The sequence below is a fragment of the Acinetobacter sp. ANC 5600 genome (assembly GCF_002018395.1).
Classification (GTDB): domain Bacteria; phylum Pseudomonadota; class Gammaproteobacteria; order Pseudomonadales; family Moraxellaceae; genus Acinetobacter; species Acinetobacter amyesii.
Genome location: NZ_MVKW01000001.1, coordinates 400,109 through 417,162 on the forward strand (window position 1 = coordinate 400,109; position 17,054 = coordinate 417,162).

The window sequence follows — 17,054 nt, forward strand, 5'->3', positions numbered from 1 at the left end:
ATTTTATTTAATAATTTTTTGCAATTTATAGAGGGTTAATAAGGAAAAATAATGTCTGATTTGTATGTTTATAACGCTGAAACTCGCTCAAAAGAGCACTTTGAGCCCATCGTAGCAAACGAGATCAAGCTCTATGTCTGTGGAATCACCGTTTATGACTACTGTCATATTGGACATGCCAGAACAATGATTGCATTTGATTTAATTGTGCGTTTTTTAAGATCACAGGGCTGGAAAGTAAAATACATTCGTAATATTACGGATATCGATGACAAGATTATTCAAAAAGCACAAGACAACCACGAATCCATCGGCGAATTGACGGATCGCTTTATTCAAGCAATGCATAAAGATTTTCAGACTTTAGGCTGCCTCTCTCCTGATGCAGAACCTAAAGCAACTGATTCTATTCAATATATTCAAACTATTATCCAAACCTTATTCCAAAAAAAATACGCCTATCAAACATCAAATGGTGATATTTATTTTTCCATTGAAAGCTATCCTGACTATGGACGATTATCTGGCCGAAAATTAGCAGATATGCAAGCAGGCGCTAGCCAACGCATCAACATAGAAACTGAAAAGCGTCACCCTTTTGATTTTGTACTCTGGAAAGCTTCAAAACCCAATGAACCTTTTTGGCAATCGCCTTGGGGAAATGGGCGACCAGGTTGGCATATTGAATGTTCGGCAATGTCAATGTGTCATCTTGGCAACCATTTTGATATTCATGGCGGTGGGGGTGATTTAATTTTCCCACATCATGAAAATGAAATTGCGCAGAGTGAAGCTGCAACTGGAGAAAAATATGTGAATTACTGGTTGCATACAGGCTTCATCAATGTCAATGGAGAAAAAATGTCGAAATCATTAGGTAATTTTCTCACCATCCGCGATGCATTCAAGTCTTATCATCCTGAAGTCATTCGCTTATTAATGATTAGTTCTCATTATCGGAGTCCTATTGATTTCTCTGATCATATTTTAAAAGATACACAAAAAGTATTGTCTCGATTCTATCAAGCAATTTACCACGCACAACCCTTTATCACATCAAAAGATGATGCTATTAAAATAGAACTAAACAGTAATCCTTTTATACAAAAATTTAACCAAGCCATGAATGATGACTTTAACACCCCTGAAGCACTCGTCATTTGTTTTGACTTATTGAAGCAGTTAAACATAGCCTTAAAAGAAGAGAACCAAGAAAACGTTATTAAGAATTATCAGTTACTTCTTTGGATCGGCAATATTCTAAATATTTTTCAGTATGATCCTGAGAAAATATTAAAGCACTCAGCTAGTGAACAAGATTCACCCCTTTCCGAGCAGGAAATCCAAGAAGCGATTCTGGCAAGAAATACAGCACGAAGCAATAAACAATATGCTTTAGCAGATCAAATTCGACAGAAATTGCTTAAAAGTGGCATCCTTTTAGAAGATACCCAGACACAAACAATTTGGAGACTCAATCAATAATGAATGATGTTTACTTATTAAGATTCATCCTTCCCACCTTTATCAAATACGGATTACATATATGGCAATTAGCAATCAAGGCCTGAGAAAAGCAGGACTAAAAGTCACTCTTCCGCGAATAAAAATTTTAGAAATATTGGAAAACTCAATTCCTCACCATCTGAGTGCCGAGGATATTTATAAAAAACTATTGGAGCAAGATGAGGATGTTGGACTGGCAACGGTCTATAGAGTCTTAACTCAATTTGAAATGGCAGGTATTATTCAACGCCATAACTTTGATCACAATCATGCTGTATTTGAGATAAAGCAAAATACTTCGCACGATCATCTTGTCTGTCAAGAAACAAACCAAATCATTGAGTTTAAGAATGAAGAAATTGAAAAATTGCTTCTAGATATTGCAACAACGCATGATTTTCAACTCACAGGACATTCACTGATCTTATTTGGATATTGTAGAAATTCAACTCAGTAAAATAAAAATCGACTATTTATAAGTTCTTATCACAAGCATACTAGAAATAACACCTGTTAAATGTTATGTTATAACATAACATTTAACACTTACTTTCAATTATGAATGCCTTGCAGCTCCCAGATGTCTCATCTGAACCTTTTCTGAATATGCATGCCTATAGTCTCGATTGGGTCGGAATGGAGAATATCGCCTTACCTATTCAAATTCAAAATACACTGTGCGCAAGTAAAGTGAATGCCTATGTCAGCTTAGATGATCCTCAGGCTAAAGGTATTCATATGTCTAGACTGTATACTCGACTGCTGGAACTCCATGCCCTACCTGACCTAACTTTAAGTAAAATTTATCAAGCGCTTCAAGATTTTTTAGCGAGCCATACTGAGCTCTCTCAACAAGCCCGCCTTGATATTCAAGCGGAGTTTAATTTAGAACAACCTGCTTTAGTCAGCGCACTATCGGGCTGGAAAAGTTATCCATTTAGCTTATCCTGTAAGTTAAGTGAGCATACTTTTGAAGCAGAATTAGCAATAGAAATCACCTATTCCTCAACCTGTCCTTGTTCTGCTGCTTTAGCACGTGACCTCATTCAAAAAAGCTTTCAAGATGCCATTGATACAAAAAAAATAAATCCACAAAACACCGATGAAATTATGGCGTGGTTAGGTACAACAGATGCGATTGTAGCAACTCCACACAGCCAAAGAAGTTTTGCTCAGCTACGTTTTAAATTAGATCCTTGTTTACAGTCCATTCCAATTCGGCAATTCATTTCACATGCAGAACAAGCCTTGACAACACCTGTTCAGACAGCTGTCAAACGCGTAGATGAGCAAGCATTCGCATTAGCAAATGGTCAAAATTTAATGTTCTGTGAAGATGCTTTACGCCGCTTATACCACGCATTTGTCAACTACTCAGGTATTTCAGGATTTAACTTCAAAGTCATCCATGCTGAAAGTTTACATGCTCACGATGCAGTCGCTCAGGGATCATGGCAATGGTAGGTTCAACAGCTTTTCTAGACATTGAACACGGAAAGATGGGGCAATGTTATGAACTGAAAAGCATTATTGATGCTATTCCCTGGAACAAGGATGGACTAATCACTGCCATTGCCCAAGATGGACAAAGTAAAGATGTCTTAATGCTTGCTTGGATTAACCGTGATGCACTACTTGAAACCCTAAATACAAGACAGGTTTGCTATTGGTCTCGCTCGCGGAAGTGCTTATGGCGAAAAGGCGAAAGTTCAGGACATCGTCAAAAACTCATTGAAGCCAGACTTGATTGTGACGGTGACAGCATCCTTTTTTTGGTCGAGCAAACTGGACCAGCCTGCCACACTAATCGTCCCAATTGTTTTTATCTTGGACTAAACACACAACACGCCACAATTTTAACTCAGCCCATTTAGCTAATTTATATAACATTGAAGGCACTACGATGATTCGTAAAAATCCAACTGGTCACCTCCCTGTCATAGATCAATCTGCTTATATTGATCAAACCGCAATTATTTGTGGAAAAGTCATTATTGAAGCGAACGTATTTGTCGGTCCTTATGCAGTGATCCGTGCAGATGAAGTGGATGAAAATGGTGATATGCAACCCATCATCATTGGTGAAAATTCAAATATTCAAGATGGAGTTGTCATTCACTCAAAAGCAGGTGCACAAGTCACGATTGGAAAAAACTCATCCATCGCCCATCGTTCGATTATTCATGGTCCATGTGTGGTTGGTAACCGCGTATTTGTCGGCTTTAACAGTGTCTTATTCAACTGTAAAGTCGGTGATCATAGTGCCATCCGTCATAATGCAGTTGTCGATGGTCGCGATTTGCCTGAATCATTTTATGTCCCTGCGATGAGCTATATCAATGCCCGAACCGACTTAAGCCAGTACCCACCGATCGATATTTCTATCAGTGAATTTTCTGAAAGTGTGGTGAGCACCAATATTGAGTTAGTACAAGGTTATAAGGCATTACAAAATGAATTTTAGACAACTCCCAAATCTCATCATACGTAATGCGAATATGGTTAATGAGGGGCAACAACAAATCGGTGATGTCCTTATTCAGCAAGGCCGTATTCATAAAATACAATCTAATATAACGGGTATCCACAATGCCAAGAGCATCGAGGCTGATGGTGCATGGTTACTCCCAGGCATGATTGATGATCAAGTCCACTTCCGCGACCCAGGCTCACCACAAAAAGGGAGTTTTGCCTCAGAATCTTTGGCAGCTGCGATTGGTGGAATTACCAGCTTTATGGATATGCCGAATACCAATCCTGCTACATTGGACTTAACTGCACTACACGATAAAAAAGCAATTGCAGCTCAACATAGCATAGCCAATTATGCATTTCACTTTGGGGTAAGTGCACAAAATTTAGATATTGTTGAAGCACTTGATCCTAAATTGGTTAGCGGCGTGAAAGTTTTTATGGGAGCATCAACGGGTAATATGTTGGTTGATGATCCAAAAATTTTAGAGCGCTTATTTGCGAATGTACCCACTATTTTATTAACACATTGTGAATCCACGCCACGGATCAAACAACTGGAAGAGTTTTATCGTGATCAATATGGCGAAGACCTTCCAGCAAACATACACCCTAAAATTAGGGATAAACAAGCCTGTTTTGAAAGCTCTCGATTAGCAGTATCACTTGCTGAAGAATTTGGTACACAACTACATGTGTTGCATCTGACAACAGCAAAAGAGCTTTGCTTATTTAAAAATTTACCATTGGATAAAAAGCATATTACTGCTGAAGTATGTATACATCACTTAACTTTTGATGAGTCTGATTATGCAGATTTAGGACATTTAATTAAATGTAATCCAGCAATAAAAACTGCCAGTGACAAGCATACCCTCATTGAAGCCGTCGCCAATAGTGAGCGTTTAGATATTATTGGCACAGACCATGCGCCGCATACTTGGCAAGAAAAACAGCAAACTTATTTTAAAGCCCCTTCAGGATTACCGCTAGTTCAGCATGCCTTACCCGCATTATTAGAATTAGTGGCAGATCAAAAACTATCAATTGAAACGCTGGTAAGAAAAACTTCTCATCAAGTTGCCGATTTATTCCGTATTAAAGATCGAGGCTATATCCGCGAAGGCTATTGGGCTGATTTAGTCCTCATCCGCGAAAATCAAAAAAAACAATCAGTAGCTGAACAGACTAATTTTATGCGTTGCGGCTGGACACCCTTCCAAGAGAAAACGTTCCGCTATCTGGTGGATACAACCATCATTTCTGGTCAACTCGCATGGCACCAACAGCAACCTTATCTTAACTGTCAGGGTCAAGCCTTAGAAATTGACCGCTAATCTGCAATAACCCAACCTGTATCTAGACGACTCTACATGAATATCCAGCTTAATTTCCTTGGTTCAACACAGCATCTTCAACTTGAGCAACCAATGTCGATTTTTGAAACCTTGTCCCATTTCAAAATTCAAGGCTATAAAAAAGCTTTTCTCGCCAAAGTTGATGCTCATTTCGTTGATTTGCATCATGTCATCCAACATGACTGTCACATCGAACTTTTCAGTCTGAACGATGACAATAATTTAAATCTACTACGACACTCCTATGCTTATTTATTGGCACAGGCTGTCCATCAGTTATACCCTGCTGCTCAACCTGTAGAATATCAAATTACCAATCAAGGTATTTATTATGATTTCGCCGATACGCCGCATTTTAATCAGGATGATTTACAACACATTGAACTGAAAATGCATGAGTGGGTACAACAACATTTAGATATTCGCACTGAAAAGATTACAGCCGATCAAGCAGCTAATTTTTTTAAACAGCAAGATTTAGATTTTAAGTATCAATACTTAAAAAATACGAGTAACTCAAGCGACTTATTTTTCCATCAAAATAATGATTTCTCAGACGTTTACTTATATCCACTTGTTCCAAATACTGAATTTTTAGAATGTTTTAAAGTGGCTCATGTTTCTGGTGCATATTGGCAAGGCGACGCTACACAACCGATGTTACAGCGGATTTATGTCACATGTTGGGCTGACCAAAAACAATTAAAAAAACATTTAAAGCAAGTTGAAGAAGCAGCAAAACGAGATCATCGTAAATTAGCACAGCAACTTGATTTACTACATTTTGATGATAAAGCACCAGGTGCCGTGTTCTGGCATTCCAAAGGCTGGAAGTTATTTCAATTATTGATAGATTATTTACGCAAGCAACAAGATGATGCGGGTTATATTGAAGTTAATACTCCCGATGTCTTGGATCGTGAACTTTGGGAAATTTCGGGACACTGGCAAAACTATCAGCAGCATATGTTTACCACAGTCACTGAAGATCAGCGAAGTTATGCGCTTAAGCCTATGAGTTGTCCTGGCGCAGTTTGTCTATATGCACATGAATTAAGAAGTTATCGAGACCTACCCTTACGCATGGCAGAATTTGGTAAAGTTCATCGCTACGAGCCATCTGGCTCTTTACATGGATTAATGCGTGTTCGTCATTTTACCCAAGACGATGCACATATTTTTTGTACTGATAACCAGCTTTTATCTGAATGTAAAGATACTATTGCCCTCATTTATAAAATTTATGAGCAATTTGGCTTCAATGAAATTTCGCTTAAATTATCTACAAGGCCTAATCATCGTGTCGGCACGGAAGAAACCTGGGATTTCTTAGAAAATACACTAAAACAATCTCTCGAACAGCTTAATATTCCTTATAGCTTAAATATCGGTGAAGGTGCATTTTATGGTCCTAAACTTGAATTTACGTTAAAAGATGCCATTGGTCGTGAATGGCAATGCGGAACAATTCAGGTTGATTTAAATTTACCAGAACGTTTTGATATTCATTACATTGATGAAAATAATAAAAAACAACGGCCTGTGATGTTACACCGTGCTTTATTTGGATCTCTTGAGCGCTTTATTGGTATTTTAATTGAACACTATATAGGACATTTCCCATTTTGGCTTGCACCAGTTCAAATCGTAATTTTACCGATTACAGATGCACAACATGATTATGCCAAACAAGTTCAAGAATCACTTAAACAATATGGCTTTAGAGCAACATTAGATTTAAGTCAATCAAAATTGAACTATAAAATCCGTGAACATACACTACAAAAAATACCTTATCTGATCATTGTTGGGGAGCAAGAAAAGCAACAATCATCTGTTCGAATACGTGCACAAAATGGGCAAGATTTTGGGGGTATCCTGACTACAGATCTGCATGATTTCTTTATGCCTCAAGCACATTTTGTGAATTGATTACTTATGTGGCATCAAACACATAATCAGGTTAAAAATTTACAGCAGGAAAAGAAGATTGTTAACCCAAGAATCTTTTTTGCAATGGATCTTGGGAGTTCTCTTTGCTGTCTTGATCTGTACTAGGTCAAACCTAATCTGACGGTTACCCATTTTTAGGGTGCCTGTAAGGTTAAATTTGAACTAGTACACATGTTAACATCTCAAAAATAGAATGACAAAGCAAATGAAATAGAACTCTTCTTAACAAAGGATTATTCATTTAAACTTTTTATAATTTACTGGTAATTATATTTGAGCGCTGCCTCATTACAATGCTCAAAATATTCATCAATATTTATTTCTTGAAATTTTTATCAATCCTAAGCCATTGATTATCTATATTGAGGCTTTCTGAAAGTGACTAGCTGGCATATTAATTCAACTCCCTCACACTCCTCTGCAACCCTTTCTGCATATCGTGTACAAAACTCTCACGTTGATTCGGCTTAGACTTTGCCTTGGTTCTCGTTGTTGTTACAGGCTGTGTCTGCCCTTCTCCTTCACTTACAGTTTCATCCGTATCACTATTAAACTCCTCTACCAAATCCAATCCCTCCTCGTTGTCCATTTCAAACTGCGCATTAGCAAAGCCTTGTCTTGCAACTTGATCTAAAGCATTCTGATTAAAACCACTCTGCTGACTTTGCTGATTAATCTCTTTTGCTATGTGAATGGCTTGCTGAAGATTAATTCCATCTCGCAGGGTTAAATCTACGTAGTACACAGGAGTACGATAACTCTGTATGGTTGATTTTCCTCTCAAGGTCAGTTGTAACGGTAAACACGACAATAGCCCACAGGATGCTGCATGGTAATAACTGAGTCGTGCCACCAAAGTCCGAATACTATTAAAACCTGTGGTTCTAAAAATAAACGTCCCCAGTTCATCCGATTCATCTAAATTGACATGCAATCGTCCATAAGGTTTACACAGTCCACCTTGTGCCAATGGACATAAGTCAGGCGATGGACATGAGTGTTGTTCCACACCCTGATTGGTCAGGCGCTGACAGGTTTCACCATTACCCACACAGACAGGCCGTCCCGTTTGACGGTCAAAGAGGCTATACCCAGCACGTAGATTCAGTTCAGGATCATTAAAGATCATCCGTACTGGAATAGTCCGTAGCTTTTGATTGAGTGCTTTAGCACGTAGTTGCTCATCCAATGGATGTTTCACCCAACCACTATCCTTATTTTGAATTTGGCTGGTAATAGTAAATTGATCATCCTTTTCAGGTAGTCGCTTGCCGTTCTTTTCAACGACTTTACCGATACTGATACGGCCTAAAATAGGCGGTGTAATGGCTAAACCTTTAATCATGATGGTGTCCTTGCTCTTTCAGTCTGTTGACTTAAATTTCATTTAAAAAATAAATGCATAAAAAATCCCATGTCGTTTGGCATGGGATCGTTATGACGTTAAAGATATTGGTTGCTGGATAGCTTAGGCTAAGTTCATTTTAATCATCGGCTGTATAGATGTTAAAACGTCGTGAACCTGTTTTAGGATTTGGAAACTGTTCAAGATATTCAGGATACTGTTTCAACAAAGCTTTACTGTCTAAGCTGATCGAGTCTTTGGCCTTTTTCCATGTCACAGATCCAGTCTTAAAGGTGGCTCGTTCAGCCTCCTGCATCTTGGCTTGTAGTTGATGTTTCAGCAGATCAAACTGCTCCTGATGCTTGTCAATTTGATTGCGCGCTTGAATCAGTTGTTCAAACTGTTGATTGGCTTGCTTATCTTCAGTGAAGTCTGTGGTACTGAGTGGTACATGCTCTGGATAGAGCAGTTGTAGGGCTTTGGCTGCCGATTCACTGGCATCTGCATCAGGCGGTGTATCCTTTTCCACACATTCCCAGAAGTGACGCTCTGCATTGATGATGTGCTGAATCACCGAATCTGAACGAGTCACTTTAAAAATTCGGGTTTCATGTCCACAAATTAAGACACAAATATGCGCTGCCCTTTTGCCTGTCACTGCCAATTGATGCTGTACCTGACAGAGCACGTATAACGGCACACCATCTCGCCATAGTTTTGCGCCATACTCCCCTGCTGTTTTACACTCAAGGACTTGAACATCTTCACTTCCTACAACGGAGTAATCCAAATTTGCTAACATGAAGTATTTATCTGGTTCAGGATGCTGTAGCACAGCATTGACTCGACGCACTTTGTAGTTGGTATGCATGCTGTAGTATTCAGCAACCAAGGGTTCTAGTTGCTTCCCCCAATATAATGGTGCATGTCCTTCACTTTCATCTTCGATATTTTGTTGAATGCGTCCTGTCTTGATCATCCACAGTTCCAACATCGACATATAAGGATTAAGTCCGCAGGCTGCGGCACAGTCACTGCTGCCAATGCCCTTGCGTCGAACTTCCAACCATTCGGCTTGAGTCATATTTTTAGTCTCTACGAAACGTTTGGCGGTAAATAGTTTTGGGCGATTGGTGTGGATAGTCAGTGTTGCGTTGTTTGGATGAATTACGGCTGAGTTCATAGCGATGTCCGGTCATTGTTAAATTTTGGGCATAAAAAAAGCTGTGTCCGTAGACACAGCTTTGAATAAAGTAGTTAAGTCATTTGTAAGGTTGAGCGTTTAAGTATTGCGATGAGTCGGCTTAGGCTAATCAATTAATGATTTGAAATTAGGCTAACATCCGTAAAGCTTGTTCTAGTCCACGTTGCTTAAGCCCTGCGCCTGCACCGAACCATGCGGAATCAAGACGGTGATCCCGACTCATGGCACGACGTTCATGATCAGCGAACTCGGTGATACTACATAACAAGCCATACGCGGTATCTTTGGCTGAGCTGAGTTCAGCCCCACGCCCATGTCCATTAAACATGGTCATGACTTTGGACATGGCACGTCCATTCGGTTCAGTTTTGCTTTGGTCGATTTTAGTGACTTCTATCTGATTCGCCACATTGCGATAGAACTGAATAATGCCTTCGTCCTGTTCCATTGGACTTAAGCTGGTGTTATTAAACACAGCATCAAAGTAAGCGGCCGCTTCTTGTTGAGTCACTTTACGTTGGCTGAGCTGTTTCATTTCATACATGTGATCCTCCCATGCACGAACTGAAATACCGAGTTGCTGTTTAATCTTCTGCGCATCAAACTTGGTGCTGTGGGGTACTTTTACTACGCCTGCACTTGCGTTCTGGCCTTTCAGGGCAATCGCTAAAGTGTTGTTACACACCACACGGATTGAGGTGAATTGTGCGGTGGTTGCAAGTGTACCATCACAAGCCGTGGCTAAAAGGATATAGCCATTGCTGACGTCTTTACCCTTTAAAGCAGAAGTCTGCCCTGTTCTCGCTAAAGCCCAGAATTTCTTCCCACCTTTCAATACGCCCGCGGTTTCTAATTCAAAGCCCGATTGTTCAGTCAGGTCTTTGTAGAAGTTTAGGATTTCCTTTGGTTGCACTTCTTGGTAACGCTGGCTGACCACAGATAAAGGTGCATGGGTATCTGAACGATAAAGTACGCGTTGTTCTTCATACGGCATGATGATGCTTTGTCCACGATCATTTTTAGCCATATAGCTGACATCAGAAGATTCAATACGCCAGTCCATGCCTGCCTGCTGTGCCCAGACTTCAATCGGCTGGTTTTGACTGAGCTGATTACCTAAACCATGCCAAGGGGTTTGACCGACATAAGCCATTTGTTCAAGTTGATGTGCCATAGTACTTGTTCCTATTCAATGTAAATTTTGGTTTTTTGAGTGTTTTCAATTGTGTGAGGTATTTGTGAGGCTAAGCTCGATCTGCAAAGCTCTGGGCAAAGTGATGTCCGCATTCCAGACATTCATACAGAATTTCTGCTTGCGCGGTTTCTTTCAGTATTGGATTTGGTTGCTGTTCTTGAACATAATTGAGAAAACATGCAGCGCATCCGACTGCACCACCAATCACAGCACCGACCACATAAACTATCGGACGCTGTCCTTTGATCAGGCGTGCTCCAGAAATACCCATTGCTGCATAGTTCACGATATATTGCATCAGGCTCTGCATCGGTGGTTTAAGCAAGCTTTGACCCAATGAAGGATTAGGAGTGGATATGTGTGGTTCAGCGATATCAATCTCATCACTGGCACACATCGGACAATAAATTCGAGGCATAGAGATAACTCCATAAAATTTCAGGCATAAAAAAAACCATGCCCTTTAGGGCATGGTTTTTGATGAGCTTATCTTTGATTCAGTACTTAATAATTAAAGCAAGGTCTCTCGTCTTAGGATTAGTTGAACTGATAACTTCCATTACCCTTGTTCGTTTCAATATCCACTTGTACGACATTAGAAAAATTACATTGCTTTAGACGAAGGCGGAAGATTTGCCCCATCTGAAAATGCAGTGGGAAATTAAATCTTGTGTCATGCCCCATATAGCTGCATTGCCCATTGTTCACTGTGACATTGGTCACTTCTATCGGTTCGGCTATATTTGAGCGGATGGTAATCACTGCGGGTGGATTCCGACTACCATAGTCCATTTCATTCAATTCGACTGAAAAAGTATCTGGCTCCAGCCCTGAACTGCACCCTTGTAAAGTCAATGCAGATAATGAGAGTAATACGGTAAAGCCCAATGTTTTCATTAAGTAATTCATTCTGGATTGCTCCTAAATATTGTATTCAGATGTTGAGATATAGATGCTTTCTCTCAATTAATATTGAGAAGAAGCCCTTACATCTGGGTAATATGTATTTGAAATTTCTTTATTTTTAAAATTACTGCAGTTCATATTGATGCATATCTATTCCTCAACTGGTATATAGTCAAGCTCTTCAGGTTCTTCGGGAATGACTGGCTTTGGGTATTTCTGCAACAGGGCTTCAGGAGAAAGATAATTTTCCAGTCCAAATTTAAAATTCCATACTGGCGCATGTGAGACATCTTGAAATGGCATGGTTTTCAGTTGCTCAAATGCATCATCAATAGACTGTCTCGCCACTTCAACAGCTGATCGCTGTTTGAAGCTCAGTGGCTTAAAGACAGGTGAAACATACATCACATCTACAATATTATTGCGACGCCGATCATGATTGCCTGGTTGATTAAAATAGAAGAAGACACCATTCAGACTGAGCTGATTATTTTTAAAATTAAATACATAACCTAATCGAAGCTGGATAAAGTGCTCTGCAATTTGTTTGGCTAATTCAGGCTGAACTTTAAAAACGACTTCTGATTCCATCAACACGACTGATCGAATATCTTGCCCATAACGAACCGTCATCTGTTCATGATCTGCGTCGTATTTATAGGAAGCATTTGAATGGCTCAAATAAATATCTCGAACACTTCTATTTAAAACTTGTTCCAGAAGTTTCAGATCATAGTCAGTAACTTTGCTTTCCGCGTTTTGCTTTTCCTGCTGCATCCGTGCTTCATAGTCCTGTGTTTTTTCAAACTCCTGTTTTGGCTCAATGTGGGGTGCTTTCATATAGCGGATATTATTGATCGCCATATTATTGCTATATTTGAAATATTCATCATTGGTCAAATCAATGAACAGATAATTGTCTTGAGGATCATGATTTTGATTGCCAATCACAAAAATCTGATCTGGAGCAAGATTGAGCTGAGGATAAATCAGATCATAGTTTCCATTGAAGGTAGATTCTCCAACTCCTTCTATCTCCCACTTGGTCGGGTAGCGAATTTGGTGATATGCGAGAATATCCGAAAGCTGTAATTCCCGTAAGCTTTGATCAGGACTGATCTGCGCTTTCGGCACAATTACGGTTGATGTGGCAGGAACATTCTGCAAGGCTTCACTATTTTCTATGGTTTGACCTTCTACAGCTGAATCATTTTTAGGGTGATCCTTACTGGAACAGGCACCTAGTCCAATCAATAAAATACATATAGACAGACACTTCAATTTTGTTGTCATCGTGCATCATTCTCTTTCACTGTCCATAGGCACCTCTCAGCTATCGCAAAGCTGGGCGTATGGCGGTTTGATATTCTTCTTGGAGATTTGCTCTTTATTCTGACGTGACTGTTCCGCAGCAGCAGTACATCTGCAGATCAGCAATAAAATAATTCAGATGTACAAGCCAATAAAGTAATGAACACCTTTACTGAAATTCCCCAACCGTATTATTTTTTTTAAGATACAGCTTTATCTGGCACCAAAAATGCCATAAACCATAGTGGGGTAAAAAAGAGAATGGATATTTAAGAATGTAGTACGCATGGCGGACTCCTTGTGTGTATTAAAGAGCTCTACCAAATTACTGTCAAATAATGGTGGCAGAACGAGAAAGGGTTGACAGACTGACACACAAGAATCAGCACGCACAAGGCGTCCCTCCCTCGCCCTACCGCAACGGAGGAGGAACGAACGAGTTCGCCACCAAAAGATTACATCTTTTGATGTGCTTGTGTGTAAATGGTCTGTCAAAACCAACTGACAATGTAGGTCAGCAAGCCAAGGATAATTGGCAGGATTTAAACTGTCAACGTTGTATTTTTACTTCAATAATCAATTGACTGCTTTCTTCATCCATCTGATTCAGAATGACTATTGAATAATCAATATCATCTAAACTTCAACTGAAGCTATAATTTCATCCTGAATTAAAAAGCACACTCAATTATAATGGTTCTTAGCGTTATTAAAGGAATCTGAGCATGCAGCGATTGAAGTGTATTGGAGGCCCACTGTATGGGCTCGAATATTCGCATTCGCAGAATGAGTTCCAATTCATTGATAAACAAACAGGTAAACAAACCCTTTACCGTAAATTGATCTTAGACTTTGCCCCACCTCAGGCATTCTTCATTGCAGAATCAATGTCTCCTGATTTTGCTTATGCACTGGCATTACAACTGATGGGGCAGCAATCTTATTTATAGCTTTGTAATGTTTTCAATTTGAAGCAATTCCACGATTACTGATCTTCTGAGCAATCCATGTATTGACCTCATGCGCAACCCAACCCACTCGATGACTGGTTAAATGAATCTGCTGAGGAAAACTGGCATCGTAATATTTGGATTTAGGGTCGAGCAGTGAATAAATGGTGGCACGACTCAACCCTGTGATTTCAACCAATTGCTTGATGTTTAGAATTTGATTGATCTGAAATGTTTGTGAATTTAGCGCATTCATCTGATGGACTCCGATGTGGTATGAAGGCGTGCGTTCTGCACATATCATGTCCATCACCGTAAAAAAATAGGTACTCATCAAAAGTCCCTGTACCCATTTGATGGGGTACAGAGGTCTGTTCATTTCAATTTGCTTTGATGGATTTAAATCACCATTTCTTACCATCAAAGATTTTAAATCCCCGCGGTACGATACAAATCTTATTCATCTTTTCGTCTACACAAGAAACTTGCTTAGCTATGTCAGACAAATCTTCAAAAGCATTTTGAGGTTCAGGGAATTCAACAATATCCTCACGTCCAAAGCCAAAGGGATTTGTATGCGATTCTTGAAACTCTTCATTCGAGATTGGTAATAACTCACCTATTTCATAAGTTGCTTCTTGCCATAACCGAAGTAACAAACCTGAATAATCGATTTGGGTAGAATACAATGCCTTTTGAAAAGTTAAGAAAAATCGAATCACATAGCAATTTCTATAACTGTCACGAATTAAATGGTAATAGCTAAATATCACTTGTGCCTGAAACCACGGTTGATATTTCAATTTCTTTTCAAATGCTTGAAATGATCTAACAACTTGATCTATGGTCTGCAATAGCTCTGTACCTTCGGGATAACTCAGATAAAATCTTAGATCTGGTGCTTCTACACTGGTCTTACCTACTTGAATATAGGCGTCTTCCAGACGAGTAATTTGTTTATCCTGTTGCTCGTTTTGCAAGCGTAGTTTCTCAATAAAGCCTGTAGTATTAAACAGGCTCTTCAGTTTATGAAGAATCGACTGAATCATCCATTGTTCTGTATAAACGTCAGTGGGTCTAAAATAATACGTCCCCAGCTTCTCTTCTTGTAAAGTAGAAAAATAAGCTTTTTTAAATTGCATAATCCAGAAACTGCAATCCGAATCCCGAAGCGAGAACATCAGAAAATTCCATTCCAGAAAATACGCCAATAAAGTTTTCGCTGATTGATGCATTACATCTTTGGAATATTCAGCTTTATCAAATTTAGGGTCGGGTGAAGTGTTGCGAACTTGAGCAAAGAAGCTATGTATATCCTGCTCTAAGCGTGGTGCAGTCTGGTGTTCGATGTAAGTCATGTCCATTGGATCAGTCCTAAGATTATGGTTATTCATAGGACTGTCATCTCAGTATTTTTTTATAGACTGGCAGTCAAATCAGCTCTAGATTACAAACTTAGATTTACTGCTCTGCTTTCCCTCTTCGCCAATGAACATTAAAGTTCCCATGATTAAACGTTCGCATACGAGGTACACGTACACGCAGATTTTGGTATTTCTTTTCAGGATTGACGAGATAGATGGCTGAATTAATTGCATTTTCGACTAGAAGAGACTGAGAACGATGAATCATGCCAATGCCCAATTTCCCCTGTTCTTCAAATTGTGCTTTATAATCAGGAGCATTGGAAATAAAGCAACTTCCTCTCCCTTCAGTGAGTTGATACCAATATTGAGAAACTGCTAAGCCAATTCCAAAATCATTTTGATGTTTACTGCCATCGTAAATCAGTAAAACGTGACAATGAAACCCTTTCGTCTCCCCCTGCTCGATTGCCCAAGCAAAACCCTGCAATCCTGAAAAACACCCATCACGATTCGAATATCGATTACTCATCTTTTTCATTAAACCGTGAAATTGCTTAATATCAATTTCACTTTGATATTGCTGCTGAATGGCGAAATCCACTCTCACAAACAACAATCGGGCGTAGTGTTTCAATAACTGACGCAAATAGATTTCTAAACTTTCTCTATTTCTAAGTTCTTGCCGAGCAAAACGATCATCCTCTAAATCAATCCTTTGAAATTGATTTAAGATATGGCCAATAAAATGCGCTACATCCATACTGTTCAAATCCATTGAGTTACTTGAAACAGCATGCTTGTGCTTAAGCAGATGAAGTGCTTCACTATAGATCTGAATCGTCGCAGCGTATTCCAAATCCTCACTCAGGTTAAACTCCAAATCAGGACTAACCAATATGATGGCTTCTTTGATCTGCTGATTAGATGCCTTGCCTATAAGAATAGTTCGAATGAGATTGTCTATTCGAATCAGTTGTTCTGAATGATATTGAGTATTCATATTCAATCCGTATTGGTTATTTACATACCAATACGAGCACTATGTTATTTATTAAGTACAATCTAAGATTTAGACTAATCTAATGTAAGTAGATATTTTCATTCAGATATTCAGAATTAGATATATAAATATAAATTGAATAATATTAAAAACCCACTAATAAAACTTTCCTCCGCTTCATCCCAACCAGACAATCAATATCAAAAAGAGCCTACACGAAGCAAGCCAACAACCAACAATGACAAGCTAAAGTTACGCACACAACGCTAAGAGCATAAAACTGTCAGAAGCCTCTGTGCTATTTCCATATTGCGAGCATATATTTTTATTCGATTACTCATGGTATGGGCACAAACACATGTATTTCTCAAAGGTAAAAATTTAATTCAAGCAACTTTCATAATGGAGAAGTAGCAGAACTCCCCCATCTAATTCACGCTATTCTCTACAAATTGTTAAATACTCAATCAGTTGACTAGGACCTCAA

Annotated in this window: 17 protein-coding genes; 8 read left to right on the top strand and 9 right to left on the bottom strand. The window is 39.1% G+C overall.

Annotated features, from left to right (window positions below; genetic code table 11):
* Window positions 1-51: 51 nt before the first annotated feature.
* The 7 genes from cysS (at window position 52) to thrS (ending at window position 7,268) form a co-directional block, all read left to right on the top strand.
* Window positions 52-1,485, top strand: coding sequence for a cysteine--tRNA ligase (gene cysS, locus B1201_RS01995; RefSeq protein ID WP_078192123.1), 1,434 nt, complete (start codon window positions 52-54; stop codon window positions 1,483-1,485).
* Between the two features lie 61 nt (window positions 1,486-1,546).
* Window positions 1,547-1,963: a ferric iron uptake transcriptional regulator gene (gene fur, locus B1201_RS02000; RefSeq protein ID WP_078192124.1), complete on the top strand. Its 417-nt coding sequence runs from the start codon at window positions 1,547-1,549 to the stop codon at window positions 1,961-1,963.
* A gap of 101 nt (window positions 1,964-2,064) precedes the next feature.
* Window positions 2,065-2,970, top strand: coding sequence for a GTP cyclohydrolase FolE2 (gene folE2 / locus B1201_RS02005; RefSeq protein WP_078192125.1), 906 nt, complete (start codon window positions 2,065-2,067; stop codon window positions 2,968-2,970).
* Window positions 2,964-3,380 (top strand): phosphoribosyl-AMP cyclohydrolase, encoded by a 417-nt coding sequence (gene hisI / locus B1201_RS02010; RefSeq protein ID WP_078192126.1) that lies wholly within the window; start codon window positions 2,964-2,966, stop codon window positions 3,378-3,380. The genes folE2 and hisI overlap by 7 nt, the downstream gene beginning before the upstream one ends.
* Before the next feature lie 29 nt (window positions 3,381-3,409).
* Window positions 3,410-3,970, top strand: a complete 561-nt coding sequence (locus B1201_RS02015) for a carbonate dehydratase (protein WP_078192127.1) — start codon at window positions 3,410-3,412, stop codon at window positions 3,968-3,970.
* Complete coding sequence (locus tag B1201_RS02020; RefSeq protein ID WP_078192128.1) at window positions 3,960-5,315, top strand: dihydroorotase; 1,356 nt, start codon at window positions 3,960-3,962, stop codon at window positions 5,313-5,315. The genes B1201_RS02015 and B1201_RS02020 overlap by 11 nt, the downstream gene beginning before the upstream one ends.
* A gap of 36 nt (window positions 5,316-5,351) precedes the next feature.
* Complete coding sequence (thrS, locus tag B1201_RS02025; RefSeq protein WP_078192129.1) at window positions 5,352-7,268, top strand: threonine--tRNA ligase; 1,917 nt, start codon at window positions 5,352-5,354, stop codon at window positions 7,266-7,268.
* Window positions 7,269-7,683: 415 nt separating this feature from the next.
* Here the strand turns inward: thrS and B1201_RS02030 are convergent, their stop codons facing one another.
* From B1201_RS02030 to B1201_RS02055, 6 genes are all read right to left on the bottom strand, one after another.
* Window positions 7,684-8,634, bottom strand: a complete 951-nt coding sequence (locus tag B1201_RS02030; RefSeq protein ID WP_078192130.1) for a hydrolase or metal-binding protein — start codon at window positions 8,632-8,634, stop codon at window positions 7,684-7,686.
* 139 nt (window positions 8,635-8,773) lie between these two features.
* A complete protein-coding gene (locus B1201_RS02035; protein WP_078192131.1) occupies window positions 8,774-9,817 on the bottom strand; it encodes a YqaJ viral recombinase family protein in 1,044 nt (347 codons plus the stop codon).
* A gap of 148 nt (window positions 9,818-9,965) precedes the next feature.
* A complete protein-coding gene (locus B1201_RS02040; RefSeq protein WP_078192132.1) occupies window positions 9,966-11,012 on the bottom strand; it encodes a DUF932 domain-containing protein in 1,047 nt (348 codons plus the stop codon).
* A 70-nt stretch (window positions 11,013-11,082) separates the two neighbouring features.
* Window positions 11,083-11,451, bottom strand: coding sequence for a hypothetical protein (locus B1201_RS02045; protein ID WP_078192133.1), 369 nt, complete (start codon window positions 11,449-11,451; stop codon window positions 11,083-11,085).
* Window positions 11,452-11,570: 119 nt separating this feature from the next.
* The gene (locus B1201_RS02050) at window positions 11,571-11,942 is read right to left on the bottom strand and encodes a hypothetical protein (protein WP_078192134.1); all 372 of its coding nucleotides are present in this window, start codon (window positions 11,940-11,942) and stop codon (window positions 11,571-11,573) included.
* Window positions 11,943-12,089: 147 nt separating this feature from the next.
* The gene (locus tag B1201_RS02055; protein WP_078192135.1) at window positions 12,090-13,232 is read right to left on the bottom strand and encodes a hypothetical protein; all 1,143 of its coding nucleotides are present in this window, start codon (window positions 13,230-13,232) and stop codon (window positions 12,090-12,092) included.
* 743 nt (window positions 13,233-13,975) lie between these two features.
* Here B1201_RS02055 and B1201_RS02060 point away from each other — a divergent pair.
* Window positions 13,976-14,200, top strand: a complete 225-nt coding sequence (locus B1201_RS02060) for a hypothetical protein (protein WP_078192136.1) — start codon at window positions 13,976-13,978, stop codon at window positions 14,198-14,200.
* A 13-nt stretch (window positions 14,201-14,213) separates the two neighbouring features.
* On the opposite strand, the gene B1201_RS02065 is transcribed toward B1201_RS02060, so the two are convergent.
* From B1201_RS02065 to B1201_RS02075, 3 genes are all read right to left on the bottom strand, one after another.
* Window positions 14,214-14,456, bottom strand: a complete 243-nt coding sequence (locus B1201_RS02065; RefSeq protein ID WP_078192399.1) for a helix-turn-helix transcriptional regulator — start codon at window positions 14,454-14,456, stop codon at window positions 14,214-14,216.
* 148 nt (window positions 14,457-14,604) lie between these two features.
* Complete coding sequence (locus B1201_RS02070; RefSeq protein WP_078192137.1) at window positions 14,605-15,564, bottom strand: hypothetical protein; 960 nt, start codon at window positions 15,562-15,564, stop codon at window positions 14,605-14,607.
* 97 nt (window positions 15,565-15,661) lie between these two features.
* The gene (locus B1201_RS02075; RefSeq protein ID WP_078192138.1) at window positions 15,662-16,567 is read right to left on the bottom strand and encodes a YagK/YfjJ domain-containing protein; all 906 of its coding nucleotides are present in this window, start codon (window positions 16,565-16,567) and stop codon (window positions 15,662-15,664) included.
* Window positions 16,568-17,054 lie beyond the last annotated feature (487 nt).